The organism is Nitratifractor salsuginis DSM 16511, from assembly GCF_000186245.1.
In the GTDB taxonomy this organism is placed as follows: domain Bacteria; phylum Campylobacterota; class Campylobacteria; order Campylobacterales; family Sulfurovaceae; genus Nitratifractor; species Nitratifractor salsuginis.
Genome location: NC_014935.1, coordinates 1,379,779 through 1,399,830, shown reverse-complemented (window position 1 = coordinate 1,399,830; position 20,052 = coordinate 1,379,779). Strand labels below are relative to the sequence as shown.

At 51.6% G+C, this 20,052-nt stretch carries 20 protein-coding genes and 1 tRNA gene; 10 read left to right on the top strand and 11 right to left on the bottom strand.

Annotated features, from left to right (window positions below; translation table 11 throughout):
* Nucleotides 1–72 precede the first annotated feature (72 nt).
* From NITSA_RS07090 to NITSA_RS07040, 11 genes are all read right to left on the bottom strand, one after another.
* Entirely contained in the window at nucleotides 73–1,320 is a 1,248-nt protein-coding gene (locus NITSA_RS07090; protein WP_013554339.1) for an O-antigen ligase family protein, read from the bottom strand.
* Nucleotides 1,313–2,395: a glycosyltransferase gene (locus tag NITSA_RS07085; RefSeq protein WP_013554338.1), complete on the bottom strand. Its 1,083-nt coding sequence runs from the start codon at nucleotides 2,393–2,395 to the stop codon at nucleotides 1,313–1,315. Before NITSA_RS07085 ends, NITSA_RS07090 begins: the two co-directional genes overlap by 8 nt.
* Nucleotides 2,383–2,928, bottom strand: coding sequence for an AAA family ATPase (locus tag NITSA_RS07080; protein WP_013554337.1), 546 nt, complete (start codon nucleotides 2,926–2,928; stop codon nucleotides 2,383–2,385). The genes NITSA_RS07085 and NITSA_RS07080 overlap by 13 nt, the downstream gene beginning before the upstream one ends.
* Entirely contained in the window at nucleotides 2,925–4,022 is a 1,098-nt protein-coding gene (gene rfaQ, locus NITSA_RS07075) for a putative lipopolysaccharide heptosyltransferase III (protein ID WP_013554336.1), read from the bottom strand. Before rfaQ ends, NITSA_RS07080 begins: the two co-directional genes overlap by 4 nt.
* Nucleotides 4,019–5,062, bottom strand: coding sequence for a glycosyltransferase family 4 protein (locus tag NITSA_RS07070; RefSeq protein WP_013554335.1), 1,044 nt, complete (start codon nucleotides 5,060–5,062; stop codon nucleotides 4,019–4,021). The genes rfaQ and NITSA_RS07070 overlap by 4 nt, the downstream gene beginning before the upstream one ends.
* Entirely contained in the window at nucleotides 5,059–5,868 is an 810-nt protein-coding gene (locus NITSA_RS11520) for a glycosyltransferase family 2 protein (RefSeq protein ID WP_013554334.1), read from the bottom strand. Before NITSA_RS11520 ends, NITSA_RS07070 begins: the two co-directional genes overlap by 4 nt.
* On the bottom strand, nucleotides 5,865–6,617 hold the full coding sequence (locus NITSA_RS11515) for a glycosyltransferase family 2 protein (protein WP_013554333.1): 753 nt from the start codon (nucleotides 6,615–6,617) through the stop codon (nucleotides 5,865–5,867). The genes NITSA_RS11520 and NITSA_RS11515 overlap by 4 nt, the downstream gene beginning before the upstream one ends.
* Nucleotides 6,610–7,692: a glycosyltransferase family 4 protein gene (locus tag NITSA_RS07055; protein ID WP_013554332.1), complete on the bottom strand. Its 1,083-nt coding sequence runs from the start codon at nucleotides 7,690–7,692 to the stop codon at nucleotides 6,610–6,612. Before NITSA_RS07055 ends, NITSA_RS11515 begins: the two co-directional genes overlap by 8 nt.
* Nucleotides 7,689–8,618: a lipid A biosynthesis lauroyl acyltransferase gene (locus NITSA_RS07050; protein WP_169308535.1), complete on the bottom strand. Its 930-nt coding sequence runs from the start codon at nucleotides 8,616–8,618 to the stop codon at nucleotides 7,689–7,691. The genes NITSA_RS07055 and NITSA_RS07050 overlap by 4 nt, the downstream gene beginning before the upstream one ends.
* 62 nt (nucleotides 8,619–8,680) lie before the next feature.
* Nucleotides 8,681–9,679, bottom strand: coding sequence for a lipopolysaccharide heptosyltransferase I (gene waaC / locus NITSA_RS07045; protein ID WP_013554330.1), 999 nt, complete (start codon nucleotides 9,677–9,679; stop codon nucleotides 8,681–8,683).
* Between the two features lie 236 nt (nucleotides 9,680–9,915).
* A complete protein-coding gene (locus NITSA_RS07040) occupies nucleotides 9,916–10,482 on the bottom strand; it encodes a PhnA domain-containing protein (protein ID WP_013554329.1) in 567 nt (188 codons plus the stop codon).
* Nucleotides 10,483–10,588: 106 nt separating this feature from the next.
* On the opposite strand from NITSA_RS07040, the gene NITSA_RS11130 reads away from it, so the two are divergent.
* The 10 genes from NITSA_RS11130 (at nucleotide 10,589) to rplS (ending at nucleotide 19,833) form a co-directional block, all read left to right on the top strand.
* Nucleotides 10,589–11,017, top strand: a complete 429-nt coding sequence (locus NITSA_RS11130; protein WP_083799862.1) for a nucleotidyltransferase domain-containing protein — start codon at nucleotides 10,589–10,591, stop codon at nucleotides 11,015–11,017.
* Nucleotides 10,932–11,375 (top strand): type VII toxin-antitoxin system HepT family RNase toxin, encoded by a 444-nt coding sequence (gene hepT / locus NITSA_RS07030; RefSeq protein ID WP_013554328.1) that lies wholly within the window; start codon nucleotides 10,932–10,934, stop codon nucleotides 11,373–11,375. Before NITSA_RS11130 ends, hepT begins: the two co-directional genes overlap by 86 nt.
* 52 nt (nucleotides 11,376–11,427) lie before the next feature.
* Nucleotides 11,428–14,142, top strand: a complete 2,715-nt coding sequence (polA, locus tag NITSA_RS07025; protein WP_013554327.1) for a DNA polymerase I — start codon at nucleotides 11,428–11,430, stop codon at nucleotides 14,140–14,142.
* A 122-nt stretch (nucleotides 14,143–14,264) separates the two neighbouring features.
* The gene (locus tag NITSA_RS07020; protein WP_013554326.1) at nucleotides 14,265–17,378 is read left to right on the top strand and encodes a cytochrome c biogenesis protein; all 3,114 of its coding nucleotides are present in this window, start codon (nucleotides 14,265–14,267) and stop codon (nucleotides 17,376–17,378) included.
* A gap of 192 nt (nucleotides 17,379–17,570) precedes the next feature.
* Nucleotides 17,571–17,646: transfer RNA gene (locus NITSA_RS07015), tRNA-Arg, on the top strand.
* Between the two features lie 125 nt (nucleotides 17,647–17,771).
* Nucleotides 17,772–18,002 (top strand): 30S ribosomal protein S16, encoded by a 231-nt coding sequence (gene rpsP, locus NITSA_RS07010; protein WP_013554325.1) that lies wholly within the window; start codon nucleotides 17,772–17,774, stop codon nucleotides 18,000–18,002.
* A gap of 8 nt (nucleotides 18,003–18,010) precedes the next feature.
* Nucleotides 18,011–18,253 carry a KH domain-containing protein gene (locus NITSA_RS07005; RefSeq protein WP_013554324.1) on the top strand — a complete coding sequence of 81 codons (243 nt, stop codon included), beginning with the start codon at nucleotides 18,011–18,013 and terminating at the stop codon, nucleotides 18,251–18,253.
* A gap of 4 nt (nucleotides 18,254–18,257) precedes the next feature.
* Nucleotides 18,258–18,785, top strand: a complete 528-nt coding sequence (gene rimM / locus NITSA_RS07000) for a ribosome maturation factor RimM (protein WP_013554323.1) — start codon at nucleotides 18,258–18,260, stop codon at nucleotides 18,783–18,785.
* Nucleotides 18,785–19,477: a tRNA (guanosine(37)-N1)-methyltransferase TrmD gene (trmD, locus tag NITSA_RS06995; protein ID WP_013554322.1), complete on the top strand. Its 693-nt coding sequence runs from the start codon at nucleotides 18,785–18,787 to the stop codon at nucleotides 19,475–19,477. Before rimM ends, trmD begins: the two co-directional genes overlap by 1 nt.
* On the top strand, nucleotides 19,474–19,833 hold the full coding sequence (gene rplS, locus NITSA_RS06990) for a 50S ribosomal protein L19 (RefSeq protein WP_013554321.1): 360 nt from the start codon (nucleotides 19,474–19,476) through the stop codon (nucleotides 19,831–19,833). The genes trmD and rplS overlap by 4 nt, the downstream gene beginning before the upstream one ends.
* The last annotated feature ends 219 nt before the right edge of the window (nucleotides 19,834–20,052 follow it).

Sequence of the window (20,052 nt, the reverse complement as noted above, 5' to 3'; positions counted from 1 at the left end):
TAATTTTATCCAAAGTCATTGTAAATAAGTTTCAGGGATTCTCCACTTGAGCTGGATTAGAGAGAATCCAATTTATGCTTTTTCATCGTTTGGTAAATTTGATATAAAGTAACCTATGACTAAGCCGAACAGTCCTGAAGTATAACTACGTAAAGGAACATCGGTGAAAAAAGAGAATAAGAAGATCACGAGAACTCCATAAAAAATACTTCGCTGGTCTTTTCTGAGTTTTTTTGTTTCGAAAAAGAGTGAGATAAGAAAAGCGAGAAATAGAAAAAGGCCGATTATTCCTGTTTGCATAGTGATTTGGAGATATTGATTATGGACATGTAGAACGTTTTGTAAAAAAGAGTATTTTTTGAGAGGTGTTTTGCGAAGAGTTTTTCTAAAAGCTTCTTTGACATCTCCGACTCCATTCCCGATAAACGGATGTTGAGTGATATTTTGTAGAGAGATTTCTATCATCGCAACACGATATCCCCAAGAATTATCGAGTTTTCCCTGCTGGATATTGTGTATATCGCTCAAGCCCTGAGAGATACGATTTTGAAAATTTGGACTAAGCAAATAGGCGCCAGAGAAGACTCCCGCTAGTATAACGAGTGTGAGAGCAAAGGTTTTGATTCTCATACCATAGCGTGTAACAGCAAAGGTAATGACACCAAGAATCATTGCCAATTGTCCGGTTCTCCCGCCATTGATAAAGAGATTTCCGGTGACGGAAAGCAGAAAGAAAAGTTCCAATATCCTGAGCCATTTATGATTTTTTGTATTGAAAATATGTCCCAAAAGGAGAATGATCGTAATTGCCAAAAAAATACTGTAGATGACATGGTGCATAAAAGGGGTGGGGTTTTGCGGACTACCTCGTTTGGTTTGCCACAAGTCGAAATAGATACCGTAGGAGATGACTTCACTGATAAACATAGCTCCCAGAAAAGTGTAGATGATCCAAAAAGAGAATTTTTTGTCAAGAGAGGTATATAGAGTACCCATAACAATGGCAATGGCAAAGTAGTATTTGAGAATATGCATACCGTCATGAATGTTACCGGTCCAGCTTAGAGATAAAAAGGAAAACCCAAGAAAGAGCAGCCACCATACAATAACTTTTTCATTTAATAACATACGAATTTTTTTGGGAAGATTTCCCTCCAATAGCCAAAACAATAGAAGTAGCCAAGGACCTGTATGGGAGCTGAAGGCGTCAGAAAAAGGAAGTAGGGCGGCATAGATAAGGAATAGAATATTTAATAGTAGATGGAAACTTGGATGGAAAGTTTTGAAATAGGAAAAAATATTTGAGAAATAGTTATTCATAAAAGGTTTCCTTGTTAGATATCTTATCTATAAGTGTCATATATTCTTTGGCTACATTTTCAACAGACAAATGAGAGAGACCGAGCTTCGAAATGTCCGGATAATATTCAAGTGCTTTTAGAATGTTTTCGGCTAGAGCGTTGCTGTCTCCTGGAGGTGAGAGATAGGATTGCAAAGAGCCCGTAAGGATCTCTGCCGGGCCGCTGGGGCAATCAGTACTCACGACAGGCGTTCCTGCGATCAATGCCTCAGCCAGAACCCTGCCAAAGCCTTCGAAATCCGATGAGAGGATCAATAATTTAGCACGTTTCATCCAAGCGTATGGATTGGGGCTATGTCCTTGTAAAATCACCTTTCCTGAAAGATTCATTTTATGGATCAGCGTTTGAATCTCTTCTCTATCCTCTCCTTCTCCTACAATATAGAGCTTGAACGCAACAGAGGCTTTTTTGTATGCCTCCAGCAATAGATCGTGACGTTTGCTGCTTATATCCAGTCTGCCTACATGCAAGAGGTAGGGTTCTTTTGGGAGCTCTTCTAAATTTTGCAGAGCTGCGTTTTGAATTGCGTTGATCTCAAAAGGATTATAGATAGTCTGAATCGTTTTAGGGTGGGCGTTGAGATCATCAAGAATATAACGCTGCAATCCCTTGGAGACGGTGATGAGCTTTTTCCCGTTATAAAGCCGGCGATACTTATTCTTTCTTAGAATATCTTTCAGCACTCCTAATGGTCCGGTGTAGTTTTTGGTTTCGGCGCTGTGGACGATATGATAGGCGTTGGGAAGATCGAGAAATGAAAGGATTTTATTTGAAGGTGTTGAATTGGAAAAGATCAGATCGACGGAACCTATCTGATCGATATACTTTTTAAGCGCTTTGGCAAGGGATCTTTTGGGAGCTCTGGGATTGAGAATATGGAGTGAAAGTTCCGGAGGAAGATCATATTCTGTTTTCTCTTCGAGAATAACGATATGGACGGAAACTCCCTCTTCGGCCAAGGCATTGGCTAATGTAATGATGAATTTACCTGCTCCACCTGAGAGATCAATGTTGAAGAGAACTACCTTGTACATCCAAAGACTTTATAAGTATATTTTATGGTACTAATATCATAGTCGGAGGTTAAGAGATTATCAAAGTTTTGTGATTCTCCAACTCTTTTTAATAGTCTTTTTTCTCTAGCTTCCTCATCAGTATGAAGAACCAAAACAATATCAGCCTTATCTATCCTTTTTCCGGGAAAGCTATTTATATAAAAGATTATCTTTTTTCTTTTCGGCAATAATTTCAAAAACGGTGCTAAGTTGTCTGGAGTGGATGAAGGAGACTTCATCTTTGTTCTGATGAGCCCAAACAAATGTTCTCTACTCATTACATCATCATCAATAACAGAGATCTCTGACGGTGAGAAATTCCCAAACCCCTTTTTTCTAACGAACTTTCCAAAGGTACTTTTGCCACATCCCGGTTTGCCTGTGACTAATATAATAATCCTATGTTTTTTCTTCAATAATAATTCTGATTTTGATTCCAATTCTGACAAAAAGTTATAATCCGACTCTTTTATAGTAAATTTTTCATACTTTAAAGTCTTTTCTCTTTTCATAGTTCAATCTTCTGAATGAATTGATAAATTTCATTTTGAATTTTTCTCTGATTCAATTTTATCAGACAGTCACTAACTCCACTATTATTACATCCCTTGGCATCACAGGGGACACAATCCCAATCTTTTTGAATGATTTGATGTTTCCCCATGCGCTGATTGCCCCGGTAGCAGCGATAGCCGTTGTGCATCATTGTATTGTCCCACGGTCCCCAGGCGTAGGGGATACTGGGGCCGAAAAAGGCGAGGGTGGGCGTGTCGTTGGCGGCGCTGATATGCATAATGGCGGTATCGACGCCGATGTAGGCGTGGCTGCGTTTATTGAGCGCGGCCGTCTCTTTGAGGCTCAATTGACCCGATAAATCGATGGGAGTGCTTTGGCAGTGTCTCAAAATGGCTTGCACTTTGTCTCGTTCTTCTTTGATAGGAGCGGCGGTAATGACTACCGGGAGGCTGAGCTCATTTTGGCAAAAATCGATCAAACTTGCGGCCGTCTCGTCTGCGAGGCATTTGAAAAGCCAGCGGGAAACAGGGTGAAAGTGGATGAATTTCTTCTCTTCGAGTTGATGATCTTTTAAAAGTGTGTCGATCTTCTCATCAGTGCTTTCACTCCAAAATATTTCTACTCTTTTGGAGAGAGGTTCTCTATCCAGGACCCTTAGGGCATCGAGGTTGATATCGACCCAGTGCCGGTGGTGCAGCCGCGTAAGGGCTTTGTCTACAAAGCGGTTGAGCCAGGGATTTTTTTCAGAAAGGAAACTGACTATTTCTTTGGCGCCTGAATAGGCGGCGATCATCAAGCCTCGATCTCCCCGGGTCAGGTTGATGAGTAGATCGTAGCGTTCTTTTCGAATTTCCTGAGCATAGGCCAATTCCGCTTTTAATCTCTGAAGAGGTGGAAGTTTTTTGATTTGGCTGCGTCGATAAATATGGAGGCGATTGAGGGCCGGGTGCAATGTGAGCATCTCTTCGGTTCCCTCATTGAGTGCCACATCGATGGAGGCATCGGGGTAGTAGTGCTTTAGATTACTTAAAAGAGGGGTGATGAGCAAAACATCGCCGATGTGCATAAATTTACTGATAAGGATCTTCATCGTTTCTCTTCTGTGATCTTTTTGATTAAGCGGAGAGTTTCATCGATATTATGCTCTATAGTATATCGGCTTGCGATTTGATAGTTGTCCTTTTGAACCTTTTGGCGTATTTGGGGATTGTCGATGAGCTCGCGCAATAGTTCGACGGCATGGGGGTCATCAGATTTATCGAGGAGATAGCGGGAATCGATCAACTCCCCCGCGCCGCATTGACGGGTAGTGATGACCGCGTTTTTATAGTTCATCGCCTCCAATACGACATTGCCGAAGGGCTCGTAACGGGTGGGAAAAAAGAAAATATCACTTGCCGCGTAAAAACGCTCGACATCTTGCCTGGGGCCGGTAAAGCTAATATGCTCCTCGATGCCAAGCTCTCGGCTAAGAAGCCGATAGTATGAAAGTTTGCTCTCTTTGCCGACGACAAAAGCGTGAAAGGGGCGTTGAAGCTTGGACAGAGCCTGGAGAAACTCACGGACTCCTTTGCGCTTGAAACCGCTTCCGACAAAGAGAACGATCGGAAGATCCGCATCGATACCGTATTCGTCAAGAACTTCCCGGCGCATATTTTCAATGGCCCTATCGTCGATCGTTTGGAAAGGGATGCCGTTATAGATCACACTGATTTTCTCGGGAGGGATCTTGTAGTGCCGCAGGATATCATTTTTGACCATTTGAGAAACTGCGATGATGCGGGTGGAGTTTTCAAAGGTCTTTTTTTCCAACCGGAGATAGACGGGATGCAGGGGATTAAGCGTGAAACCTTTGTGTTTGAGGAATTCCCGGTGGACCCCTCCTCCGGCGTTATAAAGTTCCAGGCAACTCAGGCGATCGAGAGAGTAGTAAAAGCGGTCTTCCTTCTTTTTGCAAGCCTGGGCGTTGTAAAGCAGCATTTTTACCCAGGAAGGCAACCAGGAGGGTTGAGAGAATTGAACAATCTCCACATCGGCTCCCCGTTTGCGCAATCCTTCATACAATGTTTGTAAAAAGAGTTCTCCTCCTCCGAAACGGCTAAATTGCCGGCGTACCAACGACAGTTTCATTGGGCACCTCCATCAGGGTCAATAAAGCGGTTTACTCCATCTACGGCAATAGTGCAGCGTCGATTCAGGGTGTGTTGGAGTCTTTTGTCGTTTTCAGCCAAGGAGCGTCGCGTGACTTCAGGATGATAAAGATGCGCGGCCAATGCAGCGAATTTTAGTTCCCGGCGGCGAAGACCACTATGCAACAAACGTGCGGCAAACTCACTATCTTCCCGCCCCCAACCCGTAAAACGGTTGTCAAAACCGTTGACACGGAGAATATCTTTTCGAAAAAGCGAAAAGTTGCACGTGCGAATCCCTTTGAGGGTTTGGGAACCTTTTTGGGCAATGAGCTTTGCGAGTATCGGCAGGCGTAAAGCGTTGAGCCGGTTGGAGATGCCGGGTGAAAAGAGGTGAGGGAAGGGGTTGTCTGTTTCGATCATCTTTTTGGTCTCTTCCGGTGATAGGAGTATCCGCCCTCCTTGCAAAAAAGTCCCCTCACGTGCTAAAAGCAAGTGATCGTGGATAAATTCGGGGTGCAAGAGCATATCGCCGTCGATCATTACCACATAGTCCCCCCGGCTCATAGCGAGTGCCCGGTTTCTTGCCATTGCGGCACGAAAGTCCTCGTCGGGCTGCCAAGCGTGCAAGAGGGGGATGGGGCTTGTTTTTCTCACTGCTTCAATCGTCTTTCTTGTTTCCACTCCACTTCCGTCATCGGCAATAACAATCTCATCAGGCAGGTGGGTCTGTTTGAGCGCGCTTTGAAGAACCCGTTGCAGGGCATCGGGGCGATTGTAGGTACTGATCAACAGGGTACAGGTCACGATCGATCTCTTTGTTTTTCATAAAGTTTGATGTATTTGTAGAAGATACCGTTGGCATTGGAAACGCTAATAAGTAAGCCCTCATAGCCGCACAAAAAGCCCTTTTGCAAAAAATAGTTTTTGAAAAACCCGAAACCGGCCCGAACAAAAGCTTTGAAGGGGCTGGAGGGCTTGGTGTGTTCCCGGGCGTAGAGGGTAGAATAGCGCTGCATCTTCTCGATCAGCTCTTCGGTGCTGTCAAACGGGTAGTGCAAAAGCTCGGCATTGAGGAGCTTCTTATGGGCATCCGGCGGCATAATAAGGCTTTCGTGGACTTGGGCATCGCTAAAGTGGGTAAAGCGTTTGTTGTAAATGCGCGTCACGATATCCGGGGACCAGCCGCAGCAGCGTACTACCTTGCCGCGATAGTGATTGAGGCGGGCAAAGGCGTAAAGATTTTCGATCCGGGAGGGATCGAGTTGCCCGATCTCTTTGATCAGTGCAGGGGGAACGATCTCGTCACTGTCGATGGAGAGGATCCAATCGTGTTTGGCCTTTTGGGCTGCCAGGTTTTTCAAAGGCCCAAAGCCGATAAAAGGGTGCTCAACCAACGTAACATTTGGAAAACTCTTGGCGATTTCGATTGTTGCATCACTCGAGCCGTTGTCAAGAACAAGGACTTCATCAAAAGGGCTCAATGCTTCCAGGGACGCTTTGAGATAACGCTGGGAGTTTTTGGTCAGCATTGTTACACTGATTTGATCAAGCATATTTCGCTCCCAGACTTTCGTAAAGATCAGCCATACGTTCTTTCATCACTGAGCGTGAAAAATACTTCTTGGACAGAAGACGGTTTTTCTCTCCAAGTTTTAGGCGGTATTGGGGGTCGTTTATCAAGGTTTGGAGCACTTCGGTTAGTGCATGGGTATCTTCACTGGGAACCAGCGGGAGATTGTTTTCGGCATTGAGTTCGGCGATGCTGCCTACGTCGGTAGAGACACAGGGCTTGCCCATCATCATCGCCTGCATCAGTGCTTGGGGCACGCCCTCTTTTCTGGAAGGGCAGATATAAAGATCGAGCGCTTCTAAAAAATCTCGGGCATCGGTGTGTCCTAGAAAAAGAATCTTTTCTGCGATCCGGTGCCGGTGTGCCTGTTGCATTAAAGACTCGAGTGCCGACTGATCAATATTGCCTGCGAGCAAAAGTTGAAGGTTCGGATATCCGGGAGACAAAGCTGCAAAAGCCTCCAATAAAAGATCGACCCCTTTTGCCTTGGCAGTTCCGGTCATTGCTCCAAGCAGGAGGGTCGAATCATCGAAGCCTAGATCGAGGCGCATGCGTTGCCGTCGGGAGGGTTCGGGGGAGAAATGTCTCTCGTCCGGATAGCTGGGAATAGAAACGATTTTGGGCTTTTTGATGTTTGAAACCTTGAACTGTTCGGCTACTTTTTCTCCGGTAGTTACTATAGCGTCCACGATGCGATAGATATGTCCAGGCGCTTTGCTCAATTCGCTATGACGGCTTCGCACAACTCTTTTTCCCAAAAGTTTGGCCGGGTAGGTTGCTAAATAACTGTCGATACTGCTGTGGGTATGGACGATGTCGATTTGGCGACGACGGATTAGTTTGAATATCTCTTTTGCCGTAAAAAGATCGGTTCGGCTTTTAAAAGGTAGATCAATGACTTCGATCTCCAGTTTACGGGCCTCCCGGGCGATCCAGTTGGCTCCCTTGCAAGCCAAAATAGGGTGATGCCCCAGTTCCCGTATGATTTTGAGGTCTTCCAGGACTCTCAGCGATTGCCCGCCGATAACTCCCATCTCTTCGGTATGCAAAATCGTCACGTTTTTCTCCCTTGGTAGAGATGGGGATACTGGTTTTTCCATCGTTGATGGAGCCAGAGCCAGGGTTCCGGATGACAACGGATGACTGCTTCGGTCACTTTGGCTTCCCTCTGTACGTGCCGGAGAATGTCTGCGTCGGGGTCATCGCTTTTTTCCATAGGGATCGGATCATAAAAGCTGATCCTGTAACGGCCCCGGCCGATGGGGCGGTCGAAGACGGGGATGACGATGGCGTCGAATTTGCGGGCCAGGATGGCGGCGGAGGGGGTGTGGCGGGCCGGATGACCGAAGAAATCGATCAGGAGTCCCTGTTTGGATGAGGTATTCTGGTCCACTACGAGCCCGAGGGCACCCTTTTGCTTCATTACGCCGATCATCGCTTTCATCGCTTGGCGTTTGGGGATCATCCGCACGCCGAATTGCTCCCGGGTGGCTACGAGGATTTTGTTGGCCCGCTCCCAGTCAAGAGGACGACCCACCACCGAAATGGGCAGGTCGAATTTCGCGGCGATGGCCAGCGTGCCCAGTTCCCAGTTGCCGTAGTGGGCGGTGATGAAGATGATGGGACGGCCGGTGGCTTTCGCCTCCTCGAGGATTGCGGGATTTTCAAACTCTACGAGATCGAGCAGCTTCTCTTTGCTGATCCCCTGGAGAAGGATCGTTTCCATCGCCACGGTGATGAGGTTACGGTAGGCAGAGAGGGTGATGGCCTTTTTCTCTTCGTCAGACTTGCTCGCGCCGAAGGCCATATCGAGATTGACCCGGGCGACTCGGGTATGGCGGCGGTCGAGATGATAGGCCAGACGGGCCAGTCCCGAGGCAAATCTATCACGCCCCTGTGCTCCGAGCATCCGCAAAGTTCCCTGAAGGATGCGGAAAGCGAACGGTAGAGAGCTCGGTTTCGGTTGATCGTAAGAGATTGCCATCGACTCTGTTTCACATCCTTCGTTGATGATTCTTCGGGATTGGAGGGGTTTGGAAGGTAACATTATAGCATCCGCTCCAGCGCTCCAAGAATTTTCCCGGGAGGGATGTTGGCGATGCTCCGGTCGTTTTTGTCGAAGCGGCAGGGGTGGACATCCGCTCCTGAAGTGATCGCGATATTCCGCTCGGTTTCAAACATCATCGTCGGAGGGGTGGAACCGAAGAGCAGGATGGAGGGGCGGTTCATCGCCCAGGCGATATGACTGGGGCCTGTGTCGCCCCCCAGGAGCACCTCGGCACGGGAGACGGCATATTTGAGACCATCCAGATCGAGCGGGGGGAGAAGCCGAGCGGTAGTGGCTTCGGCGATCTTTTCCGCTTCCCGGCGTTCATCTGTGCTGCCTGCTACCAGAAGGATATTGACACCCTCAAGTTCGCGGATCACTTCGATCCACCCCTCTGTGGGGTAGGTTTTGCTCGGCAGGCTGGCGCCGGTGATGATAAGGAGATTGGGCTGACCCGCTTTGAAAAATGTGTCGATCCGGGATTGATCTTTCTCGGGATCGAAGAAGAGATAAGGTTTTTTGCCCGCCATCATTTCACGGCTGATCTCGATTCCCAGCGACTGGGCGATGAGGGAGGCGAAACGCATCGGGGCGATGCCGGCGCAATCGACCCTGTGGCGATGGCGGTAGAGCAGGGAGGCGACCCCTTCCCGGGCGGAGCGGTGATCGAGGCCGTGGAGATCACGCCCCGCCAGACGCCCTACGACGGCCGATTTGACAAGTCCCTGGACATCGATGACACTGTCGAGGGGTCCGGAGGAACGGACGGTTCCGGCAAGGGCTTTGATCTTTCGGAGACTTGCTCCCTTTTTCAGGCTGTGGAGGTTCAGTGCAACGATGCGGTCGATCTGGGGATTGTGCTCCAGGATGGGGGCGAATTTCTCTTCGACGAACCAGGTGAGTTCGCATTGGGGCAGGGCAGCTTTGATGAATTGGACCGAAGCGGCGGTATGGATTACGTCGCCCATCGCGGTGAGGCGGACTAGGGCGATTTTCATGAAAAGTTCCTTTCATGAAAATCGCAGTGAGGAGTGAGGAGTGAGGAGTGAGGAGTTTTATGATGATGAATAGTGAATGGTGAATGATGAATGGTTTTGGTTTGCGTTGTTTGACAACGCTTTTTTAACTGAGCAACCGAGCAACCGAGCAACCGAGCAATTGACCAGTATTTTGTACTTAATTTCGCTTCCTCATTCCTCATTCCTCATTCCTCATTCGCTGACCTTGGTCAGCGTCACGCTTTTTTTAGGAACTCGGTCTTGAGGAAGATGGTGGTGCCGTTGACTTTGCCCTGGATGTGGGTGGGGTCGTCGGTGAGGCGGATGTTGGTGACTTTGGTCCCCTGCTTGGCGGTGAAGCCGGCTCCTTTGACGGGGAGGTCTTTGAGGATGACGACACTGTCGCCGTCGCTGAGGGGATTGCCGTTGGCGTCGCGGACGACCGGGGCTTCTTCGCTTTCGCTCTGAAGACCCTCTTCGGCCCAGGCCTGGACTTCGGGCTCGAGGTAGAGCATATCGAGCATATCCTGGGGCCAACCTTCGCTGGCAATGCTCTTGAGAATACGCCAGGCGGTGACCTGAACGGCGGGAACGGGGCTCCACATACTTTCGTTGAGGCAGTGCCAGTGGTTGGGGTTCTTTTCGGGATTGTCGATGAGCTCATCGCAGGTTTCGCAGACCAGGATGGCGGTTTCGGCGCTGCCGTCGGCAGGGGGGACTTCACGGACTTTCAGGTTCTCTTCGCTGCCGCAGAGTTCACATTTGTTTTCGGCACGTTCACGGAGTTGGGTTTCGAGGCTCATAATTTTCCTTTGACAAAAATTAGAAATCAGGAATTAGAAGATAGGAATTTTTCCGATTCCTCTTTTGGAGTCGGGATTATAGCATTTTCGGTAAAATTGCCTCATTATGAAGATATTTGACGGTAAAAGTCGCCTCTATGGGAGAACGCCGGAGCTTTCTCTTGACAAGTTGCGTGAATGTTTCAAAGACAGGGAGCTGGAAGGGGTCGAATATGCCGTGCTCTTCGGTTCGCGCGCCCGGGAAGATGGGGGAAGCCGGAGCGATTACGACATCGCCGTTTACGGTCACGTGGATTCTCCCTGGGGAATACAGAGTCTCGTCTGGGATGTTTTGACGCGTCGATGCGGCTTGGCCGACTGCGATTTGGACGTCGTGGACTTGCGCCGTGCCGATCGGGCGCTTTTGGGAAGTGTGACGGAAAAATATCTGATGCTGAAGGGAGAGGGAGATGGATTTTCACGACTACTTGGAGAGTTGCGGGGAGACTGCGGAACGGGAGAGTCGACTGCTGGAGGAGTTGGCGGGGAGCGGTGAACTCTCGTTTTTGCAACGCAGGGCGGCTCGAAGCTCTCTTCAGATCCTTATCGAGAATGCGATCGGGAAATCCCGCAGGATACTCAAACATTACAATTGTCCCACGGTGCCCAAAACCGGTCGTGATGCCGCGAGTTTTCTCTATGAGACGGGGGTGATCGATGATGAGCTCTATCGTGAATTGAGTGCCGCGATCGGGTTTCGGAATGCGATGATTCACGACTATATGGACTTCTCTGAAGAGCTCCTGGAGGAGATGGTTCATTCCGGTCGCTGGAGAGTGCTCGTCGATTATCTGAAGTGGGTGCCCGAGTTGACGGAGGTTCAGGTCCATAGAATCGAAGGTTTCCTCCTGTAGGAGAGCATTTCGCTAAAATCCTCTCAATTTATGAACAGGGAGTGTGCTCTTTATGAAAACCATCACCGTCATCGACACCTTCGCCTTTTTCTTTCGGGCCTATTTCGCTCTGCCGCCGCTGAAGAACTCCGAAGGGTTCCCCACCGGGCTGCTGACCGGGTTCGTCAACTTCATCCATCAGCTTCAGAAAGATCACGCTACCGATTACATTGTCTTCGCTATGGACAGCGAGGGGCCGACTTTTCGCAAAGAGATTTACCCTGAATATAAAGCCAACCGTCCCGCGCCCCCGGAGGATCTGATGCAGCAGCTCCCCGTCGCTATCCGCTGGGTGGAGATGATGGGCTTTGCCAACCTGAGCAAAGCCCGCTACGAAGCCGACGATGTGATCGCTACTTTGACCAAATGCGGCAAGGAGCAGGGGATCGTTGCCAAGATCGTCAGCTCCGACAAGGACCTTTACCAACTGCTCGATGACGACCGGGTCTACATCTACGATTGGGTCAAGAAGAAGGCGGTTGATGAGAAGGGGTGTCTGGAGAAATTTGGCGTCCATCCGAGGGATTTCGTCGATTTCCAGGCCCTTATCGGCGACAGCTCCGATAACGTTCCCGGCGTACCCGGCATCGGCCCCAAGACCGCTTCGAAGCTGATCAACGAGTTTCATACCCTGGAGAATCTCTATGCCCATATCGAGGAGGCGGGAACCCCCAGAATCCGAAAGCTCCTGATCGAGCACGAGGAGCAGGCTTTCCTCTCCCGGGAACTGGTGCGCCTGGTGGATGATGTTTTCGACAGTTGCGCGCTGGAGGAGTATGCCTTCGAAGATCGCAACTATCTGGCGGCGCTGAAAGAGGAGTTCGAAAAGTATGAGATGCGCCAAGCTTTGCGCTGGGCTTCACAGGAGGGATCGGGACGTGCCGCTTCCGCCAAAGCTTCGCAGGCCGAGGAGCCCGCTGCTTCTGCGGTTTCGGCTCCGGCCCCTTTCGAGGCGGTGCTGCTGGAGAGCGAAGAGAAGCTGGAAGCGGTCTTTTCTCAGATCCCCGAAGAGGCTGTCGTGGCTTTCGATACCGAGACGACGGGGCTGGATACCCGCAGCGCGAAGATGGTGGGCTTCTCCTTCGCCTTCGAGGAGGAGAAGGCCTACTATGTCCCTGTGGCCCACAGTTATCTGGGGGTGGGGCCCCAGGTCAGCCTCGAAGCGGCCAAGAAGGCGATCGAAAAACTGATGCGTCATCGGATCGTGGGGCAGAACCTCAAATTCGATCTCTCTCTGCTCTACAGCCATCTAGAGATGGAACCCATCGAGCCCGAAGCCGATACGATGATCCTGGCCTGGCTGCTGGATCCCGGCTCCCGGGTGGGGCTCGATATCCTGGCGCAGAAGTTTCTGGGCTATCAGATGAAATCTTTTAAAGAGACGGTCAAGAAGGGAGAGGATTTCTCCAGTGTCGCTCTGGAAGAGGCGGCCTTCTACGCCGCCGAGGATGCCTGGGCGACCCGGCAGCTCTACTTCCGCCTCACAGAGCTTTTCAAGAAAGGAGGGCTGGAGCATCTGCTCAAGGAGGCGAAGGAGGTGGAGTTCCCCTTCATCAATGTGCTTATCGCGATGGAGCGTCTGGGGATCCGGGTGGACACGAAGCATCTGCGCAGCCTCAAAGAGGAGCTCAGCGCCGAGCTGGCTCGATTGACACAGGAGATCCATACCCTGGCCGGCACCGAGTTCAACATCAAATCGACTCAGCAGTTGGGCAATGTGCTCTTCGGCACCCTGGGACTCAAAGGGGGCAAAAAGACCAAAACCGGCTACAGCACCAACGAATCGGTCCTGAGAAATCTCATCGGTGAGCACCCCATCGTGGAGAAGATCCTGGAGTACCGGGAGCATCAAAAGATGCTCAGCACCTATGTCGACCCTCTGCTCAAGCTGGCAGAGAAAGACCCCGAGGGGCGCATCCACACCACCTTCGTCCAGACCGGGACCGCTACGGGGCGCCTGGCCTCCAAAGATCCCAACCTCCAGAATATCCCCGTGCGCAGTGAACTGGGGCGCCGGGTGCGGCGGGCTTTTGTCGCCCAGGAGGGCTTTCGGCTCGCCTCCATCGACTACTCCCAGATCGAGCTGAGGCTTCTGGCCCACTTCAGCGGGGATGCGGCATTGAGGGAAGCCTTCGAAAAAGGTGAAGATATCCATATGGCCACGGCGATCAAGCTTTTCGGCCCCGAGGAGGCGGCGGCCAAACGGAATTTCGCCAAATCCATCAACTTCGGCCTGCTCTACGGAATGGGATCGCGGAAACTGGCCGACGAACTGGGGATCACGACCAAAGAGGCCAAGGAGATCATCGAAGCCTATTTCGCCGCTTTCCCCACCGTACGCAGCTACCTGGAACAGATCCAGCAGCAGGCCAAGGAGCAGGGCTACGTGGAGACGCTGCTGCGGCGTCGGCGGGTCTTCGACTACGAGGGGGCGTCGGGGATGATGAAGGCGGCGATCCTGCGCGAAGCGGTCAACACCGTTTTCCAGGGGAGCGCAGCCGATCTGATCAAGCTGGCGATGCTCGATATCGATACGATGATCCGGGAAGAGGGCCTGGAGGCACGGATGCTACTGCAGATCCACGATGAGCTGATTTTCGAGATCCCGGAGGCACAGGCGGAGGAGACCGCGGCACGTTTCCGGCATACGATGGAGCATATCTATCCTCTGGAGGTTCCCCTGAAGTGTTCGGTGAGCTTGGGCGGAAGCTGGGACGAATTGAAATAGGGAAATCGCACCTTAAAAAGAGCTGTGTGATAATAAAGTTTAATAATGAAAGATGACGATTAAATCTTTCCCGCTACAATTGCCATATTTTTTATCCACAACACTAAAAAGGTGATATAGGCATGTCCAAACTCTTCGACAAACTTTTCTCAATGAAAGTGGCGGTCGCTTTGATGCTGATCTTCGCCATCGCGATCGGAACCGCTACCTTCATCGAGAACGATTACGGAACCCAGACCGCCCGTGCCCTGGTCTACAATGCCAAATGGTTCGAAGTTTTGCTCTTCTATTTCAGCGCGACGATCCTCTACAACATTTTCCGTTACCGGATGTACCGTCGTGAAAAGTGGGGGCAGCTGACCCTTCACATTGCCTTTTTGCTGGTGGCGGTAGGGTCGCTGGTGACCCGCTACGAGGGCTACGAAGGGATTCAGCATATCCGTCAGGGCCAGACCAGTCAAAGTATGGTCAGCGATGTGATGATGCTCAATGTGGCGCTCAAAGATCATAAAAAGATCAGCGAATACACCCGGCCCCTCTATCTCTCCTCGATGACGAAGAATCACCTTTCTGATACACTGGAACTCGACGGGAAAAAGGTCAAGCTGGAGCTGCTGCGTTATCTCCCCGCGGCCCGGCAGGTCGTGCTCCCCGATCCCAAGGGCAAGGGGGTGCTGGAGCTCAAAGTGGCCGCCGGGGCCCAGGGGGAGAATCTCCTCCTTCCCGAAGGAGGCGAAAAGGATATGGGAAGTTTTCTCCTCTCCTTCGAAGGGCGCAGATCGAGTGTCAAACCGACTCTGTATGTCCGGAACAAGGATGGGAATCTGACCCTGGAGACCCCCGTGGCGATGCAGACCCTCAATATGACCGACCGCACAGGAGGCCGGATCGCTCCCGGGGTCCATCCCTTCCAGGCACGGCAACTCTATACCTTTGCCGGTAACTCCATCGTTTTGCGCCAATTCATCCCCCACGGCAAGATCGCCTGGCAGAACACGGCGCTCAAACCCGGCGGACGCACCCCCCAGATGTTGGAGATGAAGGTTTCGCACAATGGAGAGAGCAAGATCGTGCATCTGCTCGGATACCGGGCCCAGCCCGGCACACCCGTCATCGTCAATTTTCCCGACATCGGCGTCAAGCTGAGCTATGGGGCCAAGATTATCCCTCTGCCCTTCGGGATCCGGCTGGATCGTTTCGAATTGGAGCGCTATCCCGGTTCGATGAGTCCCGCTTCTTACTCCAGTTACGTGACGGTCATCGACAAGGAGAAGAATGTCACTATGCCCTATCACATCTATATGAACCACGTGCTGGATTACCGAGGGTTCCGTTTCTTCCAATCCTCCTACGATATGGATGAGAAGGGGACGGTCCTCTCGGTCAACCACGACCCCGGCACCCTCATTACCTATCTGGGCTACCTCTTGATCGCCATAGGTTTCCTCTGGAGTTATCTCAGCCCCAAGGGTCGCTTCCAGGCACTGCGGCGCAAACTCCGCAAACTGGAGCAGCCGGTGGCGGCGCTGATGGTGACGGGACTCCTCTTGTTGGGGGGTTCCCCGCTGCAGGCGGCTTCCATCGACGCTTCCAGTCTCAGTCCCAAAGAGCTCAAAACCATCCGGGGGATTAGCCCGGAGCACGCCCTCAATTTCGGAACTCTGGTGGTCCAGGACAACGGCGGCCGGATGAAACCGGTGGACACCCTGGCTCACGAGGTCCTCTCCAAGATTTCCCGCAAAAACGAGCTTCTTGGAATGAGTGCCGATCAGGTCTTTTTGGGGATGATCATAGAGCCCCAGGTTTATCAAAAATTAAAAATGATCAAGATCGCCCATCCCCTCATCGCCAAAAAACTGGGCTTGCCCAAAACGGCGCGCTACGCCTCCTACAACGACTTTTTCGACAAGAAGAAGGGGACCTATCTCCTGCAGGAGGATGTGCTCAAGGCATCGCGCAAAAAAGCGGCGGAGCGGAACCAATACGACAAAGAGCTGCTCAAAGCGGATGAACGCCTCAATATCACCTATATGATCTTTCAGGGTTCGCTGCTGCGGATCTTCCCCAAACCGGGGGACAAAAACCACACCTGGTACTCCCCTCTCGATGCGATGAAGAAGTTCCCTCCCAAAGAGGGAAAACTGGTTCAACTGCTCACCGCCAACTATTTCAGGAATGTAGAGCAGGGGATCGCGACCCAAAAATGGGAAAAGGCGGACAAGGCTCTGGGGGTGATCAAAAAGTATCAATACTTCTATGGCGGGGAGATCATTCCCTCCCAGAAACATATCGCCTTTGAGATCGCCTACAACAAGTTCAATATTTTCAACCGCCTGGTCCCGGTCTATCTCCTGGCGGGCCTGCTCCTGCTGGTTTTGGCCTTCATACATATCATCAGACCCGCGTTCTCTCTCAAATGGCCGGTACGGATCACGATGGCGGTGCTGATCCTGGCTTTTGCGGCTCATACGGTCGGCCTGGGGCTGCGCTGGTACATCGCCGGGCATGCCCCCTGGTCCAACGCTTACGAATCGATCCTCTACATCTCCTGGGCTACGGTCCTGGCGGGCTTCGTCTTCTCCAAGCGTTCTCCCCTGACGATGGCGGCTACGTCGATCCTCGCGGGGATCTTCCTCTTCGTCGCCCATCTCAATTGGCTCGATCCCCAGATCACCAACCTGGTCCCCGTGCTCCAATCCTACTGGTTGATGGTCCATGTGGCGGTGATCACCGCAAGCTACGGTTTCCTGGGCCTGGGTGCGCTGCTGGGAATGCTGGTGCTGGTGCTCTTCATCATTCGGGGCAAGGGGGGCAACCCCAACATCGACCGGGCGATCAAAGAGTTGACCATCATCAACGAAATGACCCTGCTCATCGGCCTGGGGCTCATCACCGTCGGGAACTTCCTCGGCGGCGTCTGGGCCAACGAATCCTGGGGCCGTTACTGGAGCTGGGACCCCAAAGAGACCTGGGCCGCAGTGACGATCCTGGTCTACGCGGCAGTGGTCCATATGCGCTTTGTCCCGAAGCTGAGGGGCATCTACGCCTTTAATGTGGCGGCGGTACTGGCCTACAGTTCCGTCATCATGACCTACTTCGGGGTCAATTATTATCTCAGCGGGATGCACTCCTACGCCGCGGGAGATCCGGTCCCCATTCCCGGCTGGGTCTGGCCGGCGATCGCCTCAGTCTTCGCTCTGATCCTGCTGGCGGCACGGAATCGGAAGATCTCATGAGGAATGAGCAACCGAGTAACCGAGTAACCGAGTAACCGAGTAATTTTTTTACTTCTTAATAGTCTCTAATGTTTTCTAACGACCGACGACTGATGACTAACGACCAAAACACTTGGGACTTGAGGGGCGAAGCCCCGTGTTCGCGACTTGCGACTCTTTAAGCCCTCGGAGGGTATCATTTCACGCCTCAAAGCCCCCATCGCTTAACAGGATAAAGCAGGGCCCTCCTAAGGCCTAGCTGGAGGTTCGAGTCCTCCTGGGGGTACCATGCTCAACGATTTTCAAAAGATCTTCAGCACTTTTTGGTATAATTCGCGTCCAAAGTCCTGATGAGTCTCTTACCGTCAAAGAGAGTTGTCAGAACTTTTGAAATCATATTCGCAAGGAACAAAAATGACCGTTATCAGACTTACCCGCATGGGACGCAAAAAGAAACCCTTCTACCGCATCGTTGTCACCGACAGCCGCAAGCGCAGAGACGGCGGTTGGATCGAATCCATCGGATACTACAACCCCATCTCCAAAGAGAAAGAGGTCAAGCTGGATGAAGAGCGCCTCAACTACTGGCTCAGCGTCGGTGCTCAAATGAGCCCCACCGTCAAGCGCCTCGCCGGCAAGAAGTAAGACCTCCTATGGTCCGGGATTTTATTCTCTCCTACGCCCGGCTCATTGTCCTCCACCCCGAAAAGCTCCAGATCGAAGAGCGTCCGCTGGACGAGAATTATAATGAGATCGTTCTCTATGCGGACGAGGAAGATGTGGGCAAGCTGATCGGCAAGGAGGGGCGGATGATCAATGCGATCAAAACCGTGATCTCCGGCTGCAAAGCCAAAGGCGGCAAAAGCTACCGTGTCAGCGTTCGCGCCGCGGAGTGAAGCAGTGAAAAAAGAGCGATTTTTCATCGCCCAGGTCGGGCGGATCGTCGGGCTCGGCGGTGATCTCAAATTCCATCTCCACACCGATTTCCCCCAACAGTTCAAACCTGGTATCACCCTTCAGAGCAGCCGCGGCCCTCTCACGATCAGCTCTTACAATCCCAAACGCGGATTGATCCGTTTCGAAGGATACGAGAGCCCCGAGAAGGCCCGGACACTGACCAATACCAAGATCTACAGCGACGAAGAGCAGACGCGGGAGCTCTGTCCCCTCAAAGAGGGAGAACACTTCTGGTTCGAGGTCCTGGGGGCCGAGGTGGAAGAGGAGGGGGAGCCCCTGGGCAAAGTCCGGGACATTCAGCGTATGCTGGATGTGGATTATCTCCAGATCGATACAGATCCGGCGCTCAAAGAGGCCGGATTTCCCTCTTCGTTCCTCCTTCCTTACATTCCCCGTTATATCCTCTCTTTCGATCCTGAGAAGAGGGTGCTCCATACCCGGGACGCCAAAGATGTCCTGGAGGCGAGCTGATGCGCTTTACCTTCGTGACCCTTTTCCCCGAGATTGTCGAGGGGTATTTTGGCGCTTCTATTTTGGGACGGGCTCTGGAGGCGGGGCATATCGCCATCGATTACCGCAATCCCAGAGACTACAGCGCCAGCCGCTACAAAAAAGTGGATGAGCCGATGATCGGAGGTGGAGCGGGGATGCTGATGTCCCCCCAACCCCTGCACGATACCCTCAAAGAGCTCCGCTCCCAATCGCCAAAGGCCCACGTCATCTTTCTCTCCCCGGTCGGCAAACCCTTCCGCCAGAACGATGCCAAACGGCTGGCGGGCAAAGAGCATCTGGTTCTGGTGGCGGGACGCTACGAGGGGATCGACGAGCGGATCATCGAACTGCACGCCGATGAGATTTTCAGCGTGGGCGATGCCGTGCTCACCGGCGGCGAACTGCCGGCGATGATGGTCTGTGACGCGGTGAGCCGTCTGCTGCCGGGGGTCCTGGGAAATCAGGAATCCCTGGAGGTCGAGAGCTTCGAAGCGTCACTCCTGGAAGCACCCTCGTTCACCAAACCGGACGAGTTCGAAAAAAAGCGTGCGATTTCAGAGTTCCTAAAGGGGAATCATAGTAAAATCGCAGCCATTAAAAATCGGATGGCTTTGTGTAAAACGAAGTACTTCCGACCCGATCTATATCAACGAGCGAAGGCAAAAGTATGAAAAACAAATACATCGAGAGCTTTGAAAAAGCCCAGGTCGAAGGGAAGAACATCCCTGAATTCCGCGCCGGTGACACTGTCCGTGTCGCGGTCCGTATCAAAGAGGGCAACAAAGAGCGTGTCCAGAACTTCGAAGGTGTCTGCATCTCCATCCGCGGCGAAGGTACCGGTAAAACCTTTACCGTCCGCAAGATGGGTGCCAACAACGTCGGTGTAGAGCGGATCTTCCCCCTCTATTCCGAGAGTATCGAGAGCATCGAAGTGGTCCGCCGCGGTCGTGTCCGCCGTGCCAAGCTCTTCTATCTGCGTGATCGTAAAGGGAAAGCGGCCCGGATCAAAGAACTCCGCCGGAAGTAATCTTTTGTCCCGCTTTGCCGCATCTTTGCGGGAGCGGTTCAGTCACTTACTTAGTGTAAGCTCCTTTACCACAACCCGCAAATCTACGACAAATCGAAACAAAATCTTTACTTCCGACGTATTTTCTATTATTCATTTATTTACTTTGAGCAAGCTCCTTCGCAACAACCCACAAATCTACAGCAAATCGTAACGAAATATCTACTCAAATTTCACGAT